This is a genomic window from Pseudoalteromonas sp. CST2 (assembly GCF_028599385.1).
Taxonomy (GTDB): Bacteria; Pseudomonadota; Gammaproteobacteria; order Enterobacterales; family Alteromonadaceae; genus Pseudoalteromonas; species Pseudoalteromonas atlantica.
This window is the reverse complement of sequence record NZ_JAQREO010000004.1, coordinates 19,009-35,840: the sequence shown is the minus strand read 5'-3', so window position 1 is coordinate 35,840 and position 16,832 is coordinate 19,009. Positions and strand designations below refer to the sequence as shown.

The 16,832-nt window shown below is 41.1% G+C and carries 14 protein-coding genes; 10 read left to right on the top strand and 4 right to left on the bottom strand.

The window, feature by feature from the left end; genetic code table 11:
* Positions 1–50: 50 nt before the first annotated feature.
* The 3 genes from PSH41_RS07040 to PSH41_RS07030 all read right to left on the bottom strand — a co-directional run bounded on the left by PSH41_RS07040 (position 51) and on the right by PSH41_RS07030 (position 3,995).
* A complete protein-coding gene (locus PSH41_RS07040; protein WP_004587389.1) occupies positions 51–350 on the bottom strand; it encodes a hypothetical protein in 300 nt (99 codons plus the stop codon).
* A 106-nt stretch (positions 351–456) separates the two neighbouring features.
* Positions 457–2,721 carry a TonB-dependent receptor gene (locus PSH41_RS07035; RefSeq protein ID WP_273589011.1) on the bottom strand — a complete coding sequence of 755 codons (2,265 nt, stop codon included), beginning with the start codon at positions 2,719–2,721 and terminating at the stop codon, positions 457–459.
* A gap of 410 nt (positions 2,722–3,131) precedes the next feature.
* Entirely contained in the window at positions 3,132–3,995 is an 864-nt protein-coding gene (locus PSH41_RS07030) for a mechanosensitive ion channel family protein (RefSeq protein ID WP_024034237.1), read from the bottom strand.
* A 197-nt stretch (positions 3,996–4,192) separates the two neighbouring features.
* Between PSH41_RS07030 and PSH41_RS07025 the strand changes: the two genes are divergently transcribed.
* The 5 genes from PSH41_RS07025 (at position 4,193) to PSH41_RS07005 (ending at position 9,913) form a co-directional block, all read left to right on the top strand.
* Positions 4,193–4,399 (top strand): hypothetical protein, encoded by a 207-nt coding sequence (locus tag PSH41_RS07025; RefSeq protein ID WP_004587392.1) that lies wholly within the window; start codon positions 4,193–4,195, stop codon positions 4,397–4,399.
* 212 nt (positions 4,400–4,611) lie between these two features.
* On the top strand, positions 4,612–6,747 hold the full coding sequence (locus PSH41_RS07020) for a M3 family metallopeptidase (RefSeq protein WP_096042068.1): 2,136 nt from the start codon (positions 4,612–4,614) through the stop codon (positions 6,745–6,747).
* Between the two features lie 103 nt (positions 6,748–6,850).
* Positions 6,851–7,714: a carboxylate/amino acid/amine transporter gene (locus PSH41_RS07015; RefSeq protein WP_055252992.1), complete on the top strand. Its 864-nt coding sequence runs from the start codon at positions 6,851–6,853 to the stop codon at positions 7,712–7,714.
* 55 nt (positions 7,715–7,769) lie between these two features.
* The gene (locus tag PSH41_RS07010; protein ID WP_248462568.1) at positions 7,770–9,101 is read left to right on the top strand and encodes a glycerophosphodiester phosphodiesterase family protein; all 1,332 of its coding nucleotides are present in this window, start codon (positions 7,770–7,772) and stop codon (positions 9,099–9,101) included.
* A gap of 77 nt (positions 9,102–9,178) precedes the next feature.
* A complete protein-coding gene (locus PSH41_RS07005; protein ID WP_029773421.1) occupies positions 9,179–9,913 on the top strand; it encodes a dienelactone hydrolase family protein in 735 nt (244 codons plus the stop codon).
* Between the two features lie 12 nt (positions 9,914–9,925).
* Here PSH41_RS07005 and PSH41_RS07000 read toward each other — a convergent pair whose 3' ends face one another.
* The gene (locus tag PSH41_RS07000) at positions 9,926–10,849 is read right to left on the bottom strand and encodes a LysR family transcriptional regulator (RefSeq protein ID WP_024034243.1); all 924 of its coding nucleotides are present in this window, start codon (positions 10,847–10,849) and stop codon (positions 9,926–9,928) included.
* Positions 10,850–11,013: 164 nt separating this feature from the next.
* Between PSH41_RS07000 and PSH41_RS06995 the strand changes: the two genes are divergently transcribed.
* From PSH41_RS06995 to PSH41_RS06975, 5 genes are all read left to right on the top strand, one after another.
* Positions 11,014–11,697, top strand: coding sequence for a type 1 glutamine amidotransferase domain-containing protein (locus tag PSH41_RS06995; protein WP_029773419.1), 684 nt, complete (start codon positions 11,014–11,016; stop codon positions 11,695–11,697).
* A gap of 104 nt (positions 11,698–11,801) precedes the next feature.
* Complete coding sequence (locus tag PSH41_RS06990; RefSeq protein WP_024034245.1) at positions 11,802–12,383, top strand: rhomboid family intramembrane serine protease; 582 nt, start codon at positions 11,802–11,804, stop codon at positions 12,381–12,383.
* A 90-nt stretch (positions 12,384–12,473) separates the two neighbouring features.
* Positions 12,474–13,313 carry a glutathione-dependent disulfide-bond oxidoreductase gene (gene yghU / locus PSH41_RS06985; RefSeq protein ID WP_004587400.1) on the top strand — a complete coding sequence of 280 codons (840 nt, stop codon included), beginning with the start codon at positions 12,474–12,476 and terminating at the stop codon, positions 13,311–13,313.
* A gap of 145 nt (positions 13,314–13,458) precedes the next feature.
* Entirely contained in the window at positions 13,459–15,399 is a 1,941-nt protein-coding gene (locus PSH41_RS06980; RefSeq protein ID WP_273589012.1) for a putative bifunctional diguanylate cyclase/phosphodiesterase, read from the top strand.
* 4 nt (positions 15,400–15,403) lie between these two features.
* Positions 15,404–16,705 carry an MFS transporter gene (locus PSH41_RS06975; RefSeq protein ID WP_096739964.1) on the top strand — a complete coding sequence of 434 codons (1,302 nt, stop codon included), beginning with the start codon at positions 15,404–15,406 and terminating at the stop codon, positions 16,703–16,705.
* Positions 16,706–16,832 lie beyond the last annotated feature (127 nt).

Sequence of the window (16,832 nt, the reverse complement as noted above, 5' to 3'; positions counted from 1 at the left end):
TCATTCCTTAAATTTTACGTTAAAAAAGGCGCCTAGGCGCCTTTATAATATTATGCTGTTAAGCCAGCAGGTGGCTCAGCAAATGCTTCCTCACCGGTTTCAACATCAACCAGCTCGTAGCCTCGGGCTTTGCGCACAACCTTAAGTACTGGTTTTTCTAGCGCCGTTTTTAAACGATCGGCATCAGCTGCTAACTCATCTAGCGTTGTACCAAAAGGTGCTGCGCCTGTTTCTGACCAATTAGTTACTTTGCCATTTAAGTTATATTCTACTTCGTGTATTTGGTATTGCGCTGCTTCATCTTTCGTTGCTTCACAAAAAATTACACGGTAGTTCCAAAATCCAGCCATTTTTCTATCTCATCAAAGTTAATTAACGCTACTTTACCAGCTTTATAAAAACATAAAAGCCTGCACGAGGCAGGCTTTTAAAAATTAATAAAATTTAAGGTTATCTTTAGAAGAAGTTAACTTTAAATTCAGCACCAATGTAGCGCTCTTCATTAACAATACCCGTATTGTTATTGAAGTCTACCGCACCAATTGCTTGTTGCTCATCAAATAAGTTACGAACAAATGCAGATACTTGGTACTCGTAATCACCTTCAGCCCACTCGTAGCCTGCACGTAAACCTACTTCTGTTAATGCTTTACCTTCAAATTCTACTGAATCGTATAGGAACATGTTAATTTCGCTACGGTAAGAAATATCACCTAATGCGAAGAAATTACCATCTTCAAGTTCTTTCGTATAACGAAGGGTAAAGTTAGAGATCCACTCTGGCGCATGCGGTAAGCTGTTGCCATCTAGCACGGCTAAACCAGCATCGTTGATAGGGTCATTAACTGTACATTGAAAACAAGTAGCTACAGCTAACTCATCATCTTTAATTTCAGTTTTGTTGTAGCTTAAGTTAAATGTTGCATTAAACTCATCGCTTAATACCCACTCTGTATCTAGCTCAAAACCGTAGCCTGTTGTTTTATCAGCGTTAACTAGGCGGTTAAAGTTAGCACCACCACCTACAGCAGTAAGCTGTTGGTCGTCCATTATGTAGTAAAATACCGTTGCATTTACACGGCCTTGGCCATCAAGAACGTCTGATTTAATACCGGTTTCGAATGAAGTAACGGTTTCTGACTCAGCCGTTGTTACGTCATCACCAAATAAAATACGACCTTGTAAGCTAGGCGCGCGGAACGTGTTTGCTACACGGCTGTACCAGTTTACATCGTCATTAACTTTGTAGTTTGCAGATAAATCCCAGCTTACGTGGCTGTCACTTACACTGCGTTCTACGTATAAAGCACCACCGCCAATTGGGCTAATAGTACGGTCTGCAACAAAATCTTTTTCGTCATCAGAGTAACGAAGACCCGCAGTTACTTTTAATTTATCTGAGAAAATGTAATCTACTGAGCCGAAAATAGCCCATGCAGTTGTATCTTGTTGTTGCTGAACATAACCGTTTAAAGCGCCAGCAGGTGAAGAGAACGTATCGTAACTAAAGTTTTCGATTGTAAGCTCTTCATCAAAGTAAAAAAGACCAACTTGGTAGTTTAAGTCACCACTGAAGTTACTAGCAAGGCGAAGCTCTTGCGTTAACTGATCTTGCTCTGGAATGCCATCCGCACTTTCTGAAGAAAACGGAATTAAACCTGGGCCCATGTAATCAGGAATGTATTCAGCACCGTAACCACCATCAATGTCGGCACGTGAGTATATTTCTGCACTTTCCCAACCTGAAATAGAGGTTAGCGTGTATTCATCGCTAATATCCCACTCAAGCTTTAAGCTTGCGCCTTCAGATTCAACTTGCTGGGTATTGCGTACAGCGGCATCTTGATAAACAACATCATGCTCGTAGTTGTCTACTAAGTCATTTGAACCGGCTTCAATAACGTTTGCACGAAACGCAATTGGTGAGCCGTCTAAGTCACGTGTGTGATAGTTTAGTAGTGCAGTAAAGTCATCGCCTTCGTATAAAAACTGAATACGCGCTGCTTTTTCTGTGTAGCCGCCTTGCTCGTCTTTCGCTTCAAAGCCAGGCGCTTGGTTGTCGATGTAATCATCTTTATCTTGCCATAGCAAAGAAACACGTGCAGATAAACGGTCAGTTAATGCACCACCTACAGCGCCTTCTGTATCTACAGCGCCACGGCTACCGTAAGAAACAGCACCGTAACCTTCAAATTCTTGGCTTGGTTTAACAGTATCAAATTTAACTAGGCCAGCCGGCGTATTACGGCCAAACAAAGTACCTTGAGGACCACGTAGTACTTCTACACGCTCAACATCAAATACTGGAAAGCCTTTTAAAATGGCATTTTCTTGAACCACTTCATCAACAACTAATGAAACAGGTTGTGAAGCATTAAGATCGAAATCGGTATTACCCAGACCACGAACATAAAAACGAGGGAAAGAACGTCCAAACGATGATTCGATTGAAAGACTTGGGATTTTCGCACTCATAAAGCGAATATCCATACCAGCAGAACTATAAGCATCAAGGTTATCACCTTGTAATGCAGATACAGCAACAGGCACTTCTTGTGCATTTTCTACACGTTTACGAGCAGTAACTTGAATAACTTCTAATTGGTTATTTTTTTTTGCAGTTTCTTCTTCAGCAGCAAGAGTAGAAACAGAGGTACCAGCTGCAGATAATAAAGCAGCATTAATTATGGTCGCTATTGCAGTTTTTTTGATTGCTTTCATGTCGGGTATAAACCTTTTGTATGCACTCTTGTTCAACGGTTTTTTGTGTTGCGCAATGTATTCATTGCGGGCTCGTACAATTTTTCGCGTCTAGCTTTATGGCGCGCGGACCTCATCACCGAGAGTACAAAAACGGAGTAATGAGGCTGAACGAACGATGAAGATTATACCATCGTATTACAAATTTACTGCATAAATATGTACAAAAAAGTAAACTTTTTTGCAACATTTAACCTCATTTTATAGCTTTTTTACCCGCTTTTAGATGCAAAAGACTAATAATGCGGACATATGTCCTTTCTTTCAAAAGCCGCTTTAAAGTAGCAAACTGCGTATTTTTACAAATAAACCCAAACTAGAAACGCGCAGTTAAAACCCGTTAATGCTTGCTAAATTTTTAAAGGCTAAATTCATTGAGTACGCTTTAACGCAATTTCTCCATCAATGTGAATATCGCGCTGTGGAAACGCAATCACCACATCATGTTTTTCAAAAACAGCATAGATACTAAAACGGATATCACTACGTACTTTTCTGAGCATGGTTTCTGACTCTGCACAAACCCAAAAAATTGCATTAAACACCAGTGAGCTATCAGCAAAGTCGTCAAATAAAACAGAGGCTTTTGGATTTGTTAGTATCGCATCATGATCATCAAGCACTTGTTGAATTAACGTTTTAACTAACAATACATCGCTGCCATAAGCAACACCTACGCTAACCGAGGAGCGGGCATTACCGTCTATTAAGGTCCAGTTAGTCACTGTGTTTTCTAATAGTTGCGAATTAGGGATTAACATATGCACACCATCGTTACGGCGAATGCGGGTAGAGCGCGTATTAATAGTTTCTACTACGCCCTTTGCATTACCTACTTCTAAAAAGTCCCCAATACGAATTGGCCGCTCCCACATTAAAATCCAGCCACTAATAAAGTTATTAATAATGTTTTGCGCACCAAATCCAACCCCAATGGCTATGGCCCCTGATACAAATGCAAAGGCCGTAAGCGGAATACTTAAAACCTCTAACGAGGTGAAAATTAATATTGCGATACTCAAAATAAAATAAATGCGCGTAAATAGATGAACCGCGTCTTGGCTGATTTTTTTTGCCAGCAGTGTTTTTTTAATAAGTTTGCCAATGCGCGTTACTACAAACCACATAGCAAATAAAATTAAAGGAACTTGTATAACCTTAGCCACAGTGATGTGTACGTCGTTATAGGTAAAAATAACCAAGCTGAGATAATGTTGAATGTGTTCGAGCGTCATGTATTTTCCAAAGTATTATTTGTTGTTTGTTATTTGTTCAGTAAAAATGAGTGTGGTTCAGTCTTCGCTAAGCTTAGCACGGCATAATAGTGTTAAAACGCTAAGTTAATAGGTTTAACGTTTTTGTTTAAACAATTTATTAACTCTTTATTGCACCGAGTGCTATATAAATAGTGTACAAGCACTGGAGATTACATATGTCACAACTTACTCTAAATCAAAGACTCGCTACTTTGCAGCCGCAGGTAGATTTAAATTTGTTTGAAAGCAGCCTAGATTACCGCAATAAAATTTTGTGCCTTCTTGCTGAGCAAGAACAAACACTTGCTACTATTAATAAAGAATTTGGCCAGCAATCTAATAGCTTTGGTTCTGAAAAACGCTTTGTTCTTGGCTATAACTAGCCTTTAAAAAACACACACAATACAATATTTAAGTAGCCTTACGTTTATTTTTAAGGCTACTTTTACCTCCAAATCGCATTTTTAGTAGCTAATTTGCGTTTAAATCCCGCTTAATACCGATAAACTTTATTGTATAAACGCCAAAATTTGATAAGTTAACTGGGTTTTCGACTCGAAAAGCCTATTTCGGCTCATCTTTTTATGGAGTTATTATGCGTAAAACACTGATCGCCACTACTATTGCTAGTGCCCTAATCCTATCTGCTTGTTCATCTAACGAAACTCAGAACACAGCTAAAGAGAGCGCAGCACAAGTGCAAGATATGAACGCAAACAATGTATTATTCAAACCAAGCCCATTACAATACATGGCACCAGAGTTTGATAAGTTTGGTACAAAAGACTACGAAGCAGGCTTTGATGCAGGTATTGCTCAGCACACTGCGCAAGTTCAAGCTATTGCAAACAACCCAGAACCAGCAACATTTGAAAACACACTTGTTGAGATGGAAAAATCTGGTGAGTTGTTAAACCGCGTATCTGCTGCTTTTTACAACCTATCGGGTTTAATTTCAGATGACGAATACCAACGTATAAGCAAAAAAATGGCGCCGGTATTATCTGCTCACTCTGATGACATTTACCTAAATGGTGCGTTATTTAAGCGTGTACAAACTATTTACGACAATAAAGATGCGCTTAACGCTGAAGATCAACGCTTAGTTGATTTCTACTACAAGCAATTTGTAAAAGCCGGTGCTAAGTTAAGCGATGCTGAAAAAGCAAAAATGCGTGAAATAAACGCTCAACTTGCAGAGCTATCTACTGCGTTCTCTCAAAACATTTTAAAATCGTTTAAAGAAGACGTTATTGTTGTTACAGACAAATCTAAACTTGCTGGCCTATCTGAAGGTGAAATTGCAGGCCTTGCAGCCGCAGCTAAAAAAGCAGGCAAAGACGGCTACATGATCACCTTGGTTAATACCACTCAGCAGCCTATCTTATCAAGCCTTGAAAACCGTGAGCTACGCGAGCAAATTTTTAAAGCCTCTACAAATCGTGCTGCTAAAACTAACGGCCCTATCATTATTGAAGAAACTAACCTGCGTGCACAAAAAGCAGAGCTGTTAGGCTTTAAAGATTGGGCATCGTATGTAATGACTTCGCGTATGGCACAAACAACCGACAACGTGTACGGTATTTTAGATGACCTTGCACCAAAAGCTGTTGAAAAAGCCAAAGCAGAAGCGGCCGCTATCCAAAAAGTAATTAACGATTCTGGCGAAAGCTTTGAGCTTAAGCCATGGGATTGGGCGTTTTACGCAGAAAAAGTACGTGCTGAAAAGTACGACCTAGATCCTGCGCTAGTTAAGCCTTACTTTGAAATGAACTCTGTGATCCATGATGGTTTATTCTTCGCAATGAACAAGCTTTACGGTATCACCTTTAAAGAGCGTAAAGACTTACCTGTTTACCACGAAGATGTAACAGCGTACGAAGTATTTAACGCAGATGGCAGCGCTATAGGTTTATTTTACATGGACCCATACGCACGTGAAGGTAAGCGTGGCGGTGCATGGATGAGTGCATATGTAAGCCAAAGCGGCTTAAAAGGCACTAAACCGGTTATTTACAACGCACAAAACATTCCAAAACCAGCTGAAGGTGAGCCAACGCTAATGACCTTCGACGAAGTATCGACTATGTTCCATGAATTTGGTCATGCTGCGCACGGTTTATTCTCAAATGTTAAATACCCAAGCCTAGCGGGTACTGCTACAGCACGTGACTTTGTTGAATTTCCTTCACAGGCACACGAAGACTGGATGATTGAACCTACCGTACTTGCTAACTACGCTAAGCATTACAAAACGGGTGAGCCAATTCCACAAGCATTACTTGATAAAGTACTAGCATCGCAAAAATTCAACCAAGGCTTTGGTACTACTGAATACTTAGCAGCTGCTTTACTTGATATGGAATGGCACTCATTTGGTTCTGATAAAAAAATCAGTGATGTTCAAAAGTTTGAAAGCGATGCGCTAAAAGCACACGGTATTGATTACTACCCAGTGCCACCGCGTTATAAATCAAACTACTTTAGCCATACTTTTGCAGGTGGTTACTCAGCAGGTTACTACGCCTACCTATGGACTGAAGTATTTGCAGCCGATGCGTTTGCACATATGGAAAACAACGGTGGCCTAACCCGTGAAAACGGTGACAAGTTCCGTGAAGAAATCCTATCAAAAGGTAACAGCCGCGACTTAATGCAAAGCTACATTGAGTTTAGAGGCCAAAAACCAACGACAGACGCACTTCTTAAGCGCCGTGGTTTAGTTGATTAATAACCTCGTTTATTAATTTTAACCTTATAAAAGCCCGCTTGCGGGCTTTTATTGTTTATAACAGATAAACTAGCCACACTATAAATTATAAAAAACGACAATTATGGGCTATTTATTTGCAGTTACCCTACTTTGGGCTTTTTCATTTAGTTTAATTGGTGTGTACCTAGCAGGCCAAGTTGATGCGTGGTTTAGCGTATTAATACGAGTTGCATTAGCCACGTTGGTTTTTTTACCCTTTTTAAAACCTAAACTTACCTCAAAACCACTCGCACTTAAGCTGATGCTGATAGGCGCTGTGCAACTAGGTGTTATGTACAGCTTTTACTATCACTCCTTTTTATTTTTAAGCGTACCCGAAGTGTTGCTCTTTACCGTTATGACGCCGCTTTATATAACGCTTTTAAACGATGCACTTAATAAGCATTTTAACCCTCGCTTTTTTGCGGTTGCGCTTATTGCCGTACTGGGCGCGGTAGCTATTCGCTGGGAAAGCCTCAATAGTCATTTCATCATCGGTTTATTACTGGTTCAAGGTGCCAATATTAGTTTTGCCACCGGACAAGTAACTTATAAACGTTTAATGGCCACTAATCAGTTGGATGACAAAACCGTATTTGGTTGGTTTTTTATTGGCGCCTTAGTGGTGGCGAGTGCTTGCTACGCTTTATTTGGCAATACAAGCAAATTACCGAGTACACCTACCCAGTGGGGTATTTTAATATATTTAGGTATTGTAGCCTCGGGCCTTGGTTACTTTTTATGGAACAAAGGGGCAACAAAAGTAAATGTGGGAGCATTAGCCGTTATGAACAACGTGCTTATTCCTGCCGGTATTATTGTTAACGTGCTTATATGGAATAAAAATGCCGACATTATGCGCTTAAGTATGGGGGGTGCAATTATGTTAGCGGCACTGGTAATTAATCAAATAGGGACAAATAAACAGAACGTCACATCCTTGTAGCTAATTTGTCATTGAATGCGATTAGGGTTGAATAAAATAACGTTAAGGAACAAACATGAAACATCTCACCCTAATAACAAGCTCAGTAATACTTGCACTACTGAGCGGCTGCGACGACGATGTCGAAGTTGTAGAAAAAGACGTAGTCGTTACCAATACCACCGTTGAGGTTGTTGAAGTACCGACGCCTGTAATTGTTGAAGTTGCAAAAGGCGAGGCGCCTGATATTCAATTAGGTACTCGTGCCGACTACTTAATTAACGATATGGCACAGAGCGATTTAAAAACAAAATTAGAATCGTGTACGGATGGGCCATTTTACCGTACAGATTTTTCTATTGGTCATCGTGGTGCGCCAATGCAATACCCTGAGCATACAAAGGAGTCTTATATAGCTGCGGCGCGTATGGGCGCAGGTATTGTAGAGTGCGATGTAACCTTTACCAGCGACAAAGAGCTCGTGTGTCGCCATTCTCAGTGCGATTTGCACACCACCACCAATATATTAGCCATTCCTGAACTTGCCGCTAAATGCAGTGTTCCTTTTACTCCAGCTAACGCGGCCAGTGGCACGCCTGCCACCGCTAAATGCTGCACAAGTGATATCAGCCTGAGCGAATTTTTAACGCTTGAAGGTAAAATGGATGGCGCCAACACCCAAGCCACTACTGTTGGTGAATATATGCAGGGCACGCCCAGCTGGCGCACCGATTTATACGCCACAAGTGGAACATTAGTAACTCATAAACAAAGTATTGAGTTATTTAAAAGCTTGGGTGTAAAAATGACCCCAGAGCTAAAATCGCCGCAAGTGAGCATGCCTTTTGAGGGAATGACACAACAGCAATACGCGCAAAAAATGCTTGATGAGTACACGCAATTGGACGTACCAAGCAGTGATGTGTACCCGCAATCGTTTAATCTCGATGATGTGAAATATTGGATAAATAACAACCCCGACTTTGCAAATCAAAGCGTATATTTAGATGGCCGTGACAGCGAAGCGGGCTTTGATCCAAGTAACCCTGCAACGTGGCAACCAAGTATGGAAGAGCTAGTAGCCGATGGCGTTAAAATATTAGCGCCCCCTATTTGGATGATGCTCACCATAGACAACGAAAGTAATATTGTCCCCTCACAATACGCCATTGACGCAAAAGCTGCAGGGCTTGAACTGATAGCATGGAGCCTTGAGCGCTCGGGGCCTCTTAACGAGGGCGGTGGCTACTACTATCAATCAATCGCCGATGTTATCGATAACGATGGCGACATGATGACGGTGGTTGATGTACTCGCGCAGGATGTCGGGGTTATGGGTATATTTTCGGATTGGCCCGCGACCGTAAGCTACTACGCAAGTTGTAATAAAATGCCTGCAAGCATTTAAAAAACCAGTATCAGTGGTCGTTTATTTTTTTGCGCTCAGTTACCATAACCTTATTAATTATTAAACTGAGCGCTTTTATGATAATCCAACACCATAATACCGACCTACCCACCCCAACAGGCTTAATGCGTACTACCGTTTACCGCCCACAAGCAGCTGGCCAATACCCAAGTATTATTTTTTACTCGGAGATTTTTCAGCAAACCGCGCCTATTGCGCGCAGCGCTGCTATTTTAGCGAGCCATGGTTTTGTTGTGTTAGTGCCTGAGGTATTTCATGAGCTAAACCCGATTGGTACTGTACTTGCGTACGATGACGCGGGTAAAGATAAAGGCAATGCCGATAAATGGCAAAAGCCACTTGAGCACCACGACAGCGACACACAAGCACTCATCGACTTTGTACAAAGCCAAGATTACTGCACTGGCACAGTAGGCGCCATGGGTGTGTGCATTGGTGGGCATTTAGCTTACAGAGCCGCATTAAACCCACACATAAAAGCTGCATTTTGTTTATACGCCACCGATATTCATAGTGATACCTTAACGGCTAATGCAGGTAACAATTCGTTTGAGCGCATGGCTGATATTCAAGGTGAAATACACTTTATTTGGGGTAAGCAAGACCCACATGTACCGCAACAAGGCCGAAGTAAAATTTACCAGCAATGTGTAGCCACGGGTATTAACTATCACTGGCAAGAAGTAAACGCACAGCATGCGTTTATGCGTGATGAGGGCGAGCGTTACGATGCCGCGCTTGCAATTACTATGTACCAGCAAGCGGTTGCATTATTTAATCGTACTTTGTAATTAAGTGCGGTTTTACGTGCTTTTTAGCATGCCCAGTGCAGTATGTTGTTTAACAAAATAGGCTTTTAAATAATCAATAAACAACCTGAGCTTTTTGGAGCCCGCCGCCCCAGGTGGAAACACACCATAAAGCTCAATATCTTTTGTTTTATAATCATCAAGTATTATTTCTAACAGCCCTGCTTGCACTTTAGGCCACGCATCATACAACGGAATGCGCCCAAGCCCGTGCCCGGCCTCTACAAACGCGGTACGCGCCGCGGCATTATTGGTGCTAATGCCGCCTTGAAGTATTACATCGTATTTTTTGCCCTCTTTGCTAAGGGTTAATGTTTTACTGCTAAGTTGGTACACCACCCATTTATGCAAGGCTAATTCAGCTGGCGTTTTAGGTTTGCCAAAATGCTCAAAATACTCAGCTGAGCCACAAATACAGGTACTCATGGTGGTTAGTTTGGTGGCTTGTAAGTTTGAGTCACTTAAAGCGACCCCACGAATAGCAATATCAAAGCCGTTTTTTATAATATCAACCACATCATCGGTTAGTTGCAGGTCTATTTCAATTTTGGGGTATTGGCGTTTAAACGTATTAATTGCCGGCACAATTAGTTGCATGCCTACATTAACAGGGCAGCTAATTTTTAATACTCCTTGTGGCTCACTTTTAATGTTTTCTATTTGCTGATTAGCTGCGTTTGCTTGTTCTGTGATCACTCTACAGCGCTCATAATACGCAATACCCGCCTCAGTTAGCGCCATAGTGCGGGTTGAGCGATTTAGCAGCGTAACTTCTAATTGCGTTTCTAATTTTTTAAGGTGATAACTTACCACCGCGCGCGTTAACCCCAACTGCTTTGCAGCCGCGGTTAAACTGCCCTGCTCGACAATTTGCGCAAATACCACCATGCTTTTAAGTTGCTCAAACGACACTTTCATCACAAACCCACCAATGATTATTCAACCCAATAATTGTATCAATAATTAAACCAATAAAGTTAAATTTATCACCGTTGTTTAAATCCTTTTAAGTGCATATAGTTATTACAGCACCTTGGTTAACACCAAGCTTTAATTTACTCACTAATCGAAGGAATATTATTATGGCTAAAAAAATACTTATGGTACTTACCTCACATTCAGAGCTTGGCAACACAGGCGAAAAAACAGGTTTTTGGGTAGAAGAATTTGCAGCACCTTACTATGCATTTGTTGATGCTGGTGCAGAGGTAACACTTGCTTCCCCTGCGGGTGGCCAACCGCCAATTGACCCAACCAGCACGCTTTCTGACTTTGAAACCGATGCAACAAAGCGCTATGACAACGACAGCGCAGCACAAACACTTATGGCAAACACCAAAAAGTTAAGTGAAGTAAACGCCAGCGACTTTGACGCGGTATTTTACCCAGGCGGCCACGGCCCACTATGGGATTTAGTAGATAACAGCGATTCAATCTCACTTATTGAAAAGTTTGTAAAAGAGCAAAAGCCAGTAGCGGCTGTTTGCCACGCAAGTGCCGCTTTTTTAAATGTTAAAGATGCGCAAGGCAATGCCTTAGTTGCAGGTAAAAAAGTAACAGGCTTTACTAACTCAGAAGAAGCTGCCGTGCAATTAACAGACGTAGTGCCATTTTTAGTTGAAGATGAACTCATTAAAAAAGGCGGCGATTATCAAAAAACCGACGACTGGGGCGTATTAGCGCTCGAAGATGGTTTAGTGATTACAGGCCAAAATCCAGCAAGTTCAGAGCTTGCGGCGAAAAAACTATTAACTAAACTAGGTTAAAATAACCCCTGTGCGCGGCGTATAACGCCGCGCTTATTAAATCGCTTTTAATAGCGAAAACATACTCCTATACTGGTACAAAACAATCCTACTAAAGCGTTTATATGCCAACTACCCCATCATCATCTTCACTGATAACCAGTACGCGATTTGCAATATTTAGCGTAGTTTTTATATGCCTAATACTACAAGTGATCAATAGTTTACCTGGCATTACGCTTAATGGTTTAGGTATTTACCCTCGCAGCGTTCAAGGGTTAATCGGTATTTTATGCGCCCCATTTTTACATGGCAGCTGGTGGCACTTTGCTAGCAACATGTTGCCTTTTGCTGTACTAAGCTGGCTAATTTGCCAATACAGTGTAAAACGCTTTTATACCGTGTTTATATTTACTGCGTTAATTGGCGGGCTATTAGTGTGGGCCTTTGGTCGAAGTAGTTTTCATGTTGGATTAAGCGGCGTTATTTATGGTTTATGGGGATTTATACTGTGCTATGGCGTGGTTAGGCGCTCGTTTAAGTCTATTGTTATTGCCCTAGTAGTGGCAGTGCTTTACAGCGGATTTATTTGGGGCGTGCTACCACAACGCTTTCATGTCTCGTTCGAAAGTCACCTTTTTGGTGCGTTAAGTGGGTTCTTTTTAGGGTATAAACTTGCCAAAGCAGATAAATTAAAAGCACGATAATTTTTTCATTGCCTTTAATTAATTTTTTACGCCCCCAGCTTGTTATCTATGAGTATATAAATTAATTACATTTTTAAATTGAGGTTATTTATGAGTAATGAACACGAATACACGCCGCCTAAAGTTTGGACGTGGGACAGCGAAAGTGGTGGTAAATTTGCTAATATTAACCGCCCTATTGCCGGCGCCACTCATGACAAAACCTTAGACATTGGCAAGCATGCGTTTCAACTTTATTCATTAGCCACGCCTAATGGCCAAAAAGCGACCATTATGTTTGAAGAGTTATTAGAGCTTGGCCTAACCGATGCCGACTACGATGCCTATTTAATTAACATTGGCGAAGGCGACCAATTTGGCTCAGACTTTGTTGATATTAATCCAAACTCTAAAATTCCTGCGCTAATGGATCACTCTACCACGCCACCAACACGCATTTTTGAGTCGGGTTCAATTTTACAATACTTGGCAGAAAAATTTGATGTGCTAATCCCAAAAGATTTTAAAGCCAAGACCGAGTGCCGTAATTGGCTATTTTGGCAAATGGGTTCAGCGCCTTATTTAGGTGGCGGATTTGGTCATTTTTATAGCTACGCACCAACAAAAATGCAATACCCAATAGACCGTTTTACTATGGAAACTAAACGCCAGCTCGATGTATTAAATCGCCACTTAAGTGAAAACGAATACATGGCGGGTAGTGAATACTCTATTGCCGACATTGCCATTTGGCCTTGGTATGGCTCGTTGGTGCTTGGAAAATTATACGACGCCGCTGAGTTTTTAGATGTTGCCTCTTACACTCATGTTATGCGCTGGGCAGAGCAAATAGCAAAGCGCCCCGCTGTTAAACGTGGTCAACGTGTTAATCGCACCTGGGGCCCTGAAGAAGAGCAACTTAGCGAACGACATAACGCCAGCGACTTTTAATCTAACAGCCCATAACAAGACATTGTGTTATGGGCATTTTTTTATTTAAATCTGCATTTTCCCTGTCATTAAACTATATTTATTATTGTGTTTTTATAAAATGTAACCTGCTTTACCCGCATTACTTTTCATAAGGCTTTAATGAGTGCAATATAAAAATTTAAATAGTGATGAACGCAGAGAAGCCGTAAAACTTTTATATTCTAATGCTTTATCTGGCATTGGTGTTTCGGCGTTAGTTAGCTTTGTACTTGTATTTGCATTTGACCTAACGGATGAGAGAACAAATCAAGAAAAAATAATTTGGCTTTTTTTTATGCTGGTTGTTTTAGCAGCAAGGCTAATGGATGTTATTTACTTTAACTACACCAAAGAAGTTAACCAGCCTTTTAATGCAAATAGCTTTTTAAAACGCTTTTCGGTGGGGTGTATAGCGACCGCGATTTCGTGGTCATGTTACGCACTGTGGTTTCATAAAAGCTCATCCACCGTTGAAATTACCACCACAATAGCTATTTTGTCGGCATTTGCTGGTGGCTCAGCCAATTTGCTCTCGGGTAGTCGCTTTACCTCGGTGTGTTACAGCATTATTTTATTAATGCCTTACTCTATAGTACTAACCTTATCTGATGACTATTACCACTATGTATTAGGCTTTTTGGGCATTACTTTTTCGGCAATTATGGTCGCCTCTTCTTATAAGTCGGCCACATTTACCCAAACAGCCATAAAATTACGAAATCAAAACCGCGAACTACTTAACGAAATGGAAAGCAAAGTAGAAACACGCACAGAAGAAATTTACCGTTTATCAAATACTGACCCGCTAACAAGCTTGTTAAACCGCACCGCTTTTTTAAAAGTGGCAAATAAACAACTGGCAGATCACCCCGAGGAAAAACTCGCTTTACTGTTTGTAGACCTAGATGGCTTTAAGCAAATTAATGACTCTATGGGTCATAAAGTTGGCGACCAAGTACTTAAAGAAATAGCCGAGCGACTCACTAACGTTTGCACCCGCCACTTATACAAATGCCGCTGGGGCGGAGATGAATTTTTAATTTTAACAACCTATGAGGATGAACAAGACTTATTTGATTTTGCCAAAAAGGTTATTAAAAGCATTCGTGCCGAGCATGAACGATATAAATACCAAAGCTGGGTATCCGCCACTATTGGCATAGCGTTATTTCCTGAGCATGAGGGCGATTTAAGCGCGTTAATTCGTTCAGCAGATTTAGCCATGTACCATCAAAAACGTATTGCCAAAGGCTGCGTAAATATTTACAACAACGACTTAAAGCGCCAACAAGAACGCGAACAATTGCTCAGCAAGCGCTTGGCAAGTGCAATAAAAGACAACGGCTTGCGGTTAGTGTTTCAGCCTATTGTGGATAGCCAAACAGCGAAGGTGACCTCGTTTGAGTCACTTTTACGCTGGCAGTTAAATGACGAAGCGATATTTCCTGATGAATTTATTGCCATTGCCGAGCAATACAACCTCATAACCGAACTTGGCTTATGGGTTATTGAGCAAGCGTGTGTGCAAGCTTGCACGTTTAAAAACGTACAACCCCCTATTGCTGTTAGCGTTAATGTATCTGTAATACAACTTCAAGACCCTGATTTTGTCACTAAGGTTGTAAATATCGTTGATCAATACGGCGTAAAGCCAAAAAACCTGCACCTTGAAATCACTGAATCTGTGTTTGCTGAGGATAAGCTCACCTTTTTAGCAGCAGTAAAAGAGCTGCAAAAACAAGGGTTTTGTATTTCTATTGACGACTTTGGTACTGGGTACTCATCCTTGTCGAGCATGTTAGATATTGGTGTAGACATAGTAAAAATAGATAAAAGTTTCATTCAAAACATGGATAAGCGAGGCTTAAGTATAATTCATGCTATTGTGCAAATGGCCTCAACACTAGATTTTATAGTAGTCGCTGAAGGTGTAGAAACCCTAGAGCAAGCCAACATGCTAAAAGAAATTGGCGTGTCTCACCTACAAGGTTATTACTTTTCTAAACCTATGGAACAACACTTTGTAGATTCGTACCTCAAAGAGCAAAACAAATTGTGTAGCTAGCAGTATGAAAAAACTCACTAAAGAGCAAGTCTATAAACGCCTTAACAACGATGAAGACGCACGCGCTTGTAAAGACATAAACGAAGATGACTGCAAAGAAGTGGCCGGTAATTTTATTCTTTTATTAACAAGCCAGCTTTTTAGTAAATTTGCCGATGCCCTCCTCAACCCTAAAGTCACTCTGCCTTGGTTAATGCAAAGCTTAAACGTGCCAAGCGCGTTTATAGCGTGGCTGGTGCCTATAAGAGAATCGGGCTCTTTATTACCACAATTAGCGATAGCCAATATTATCCGTAAACTCTCTGTAAGAAAGTGGGTATGGGTTTGCGGTGCATTTGCCCAAGCTGTATGTATTGGCGCCATGGTTGGTGTTTCATTTTTGCTAGAAGGCGCTCAGGCTGGCTATGCAATTTTAGCTCTGCTGGTGCTCTTTAGCCTCGCCCGCGGGTTTAACTCTATTGCCGCTAAAGATGTATTAGGTAAAGTTATTCCTAAAAAAAAGCGGGGCAATATTAGTGGCCTGGCGGCAAGTATTGCTGGCTTTGCAACACTCACCTTTGGTTTAATGATGTGGTTTTTTTCGGGGCAAAAAGAGCAAAATACGGTATTAATTGCGCTGTGTTTAGGCGCCGTTTTGTGGGTTGTTGCTGCACTTTTTTATAGCCGCATAAACGAATACAAAGGGGCGACACAAGGCGGTAAAAATGGCTTTTTAAATGCGCTAAGTAAATTAAAGCTGCTTTATCAAGATAAACAATTTGCACACTTTGTAATTACCCGCGCCTTTTTACTTTGCTCAGCCCTAAGCGCGCCTTTTTATATTATTTTAGCAAGCTCTCAGCAGTTTGAATTTTCATTATTGGCAGTATTTTTAGCCGTGTCTGGCTTAGCAAGTTTAATTTCTGGGCCAATATGGGGAAGACTCAGCGATTTTTCTAGCCAAAAGGTGCTTGTGATCAGTGCGTTACTTGTCACCATAAACGGCGTGAGCGTGTTTGTAATAGCCACATGGTATAGCCAGCTGTTTGAATATGCTTGGGTAATACCTGGTTTTTATTTTTTGCTTTGCATTGCTCATCAAGGCGTACGGCTCGGGCGTAAAACCTATTTAGTGGATATGGCACAAGGCAATAAACGCACTGATTACGTGTCGGTTAGTAATACTGTAATAGGCATTTTGCTTTTAATGTTAGGCAGTATAGGGCTTTTAGAAGCATTTTTATCAACCGCACAGCTTATTTTGTTGTATAGCCTGCTCGGTTTGTTAGGTGCTATTAGCGCGATTTTTTTGCCTCAAGCGGAGTAATACCAATGCACAATAATACGTAATCAATTAAGCGAATTGGTATAATAAAAAAGCCCAACAAAATAATTGCCGGGCTTTGGACTTAAGACCTAAGGATAAACAGTCAGCTTTACCTCAAGTTATAACA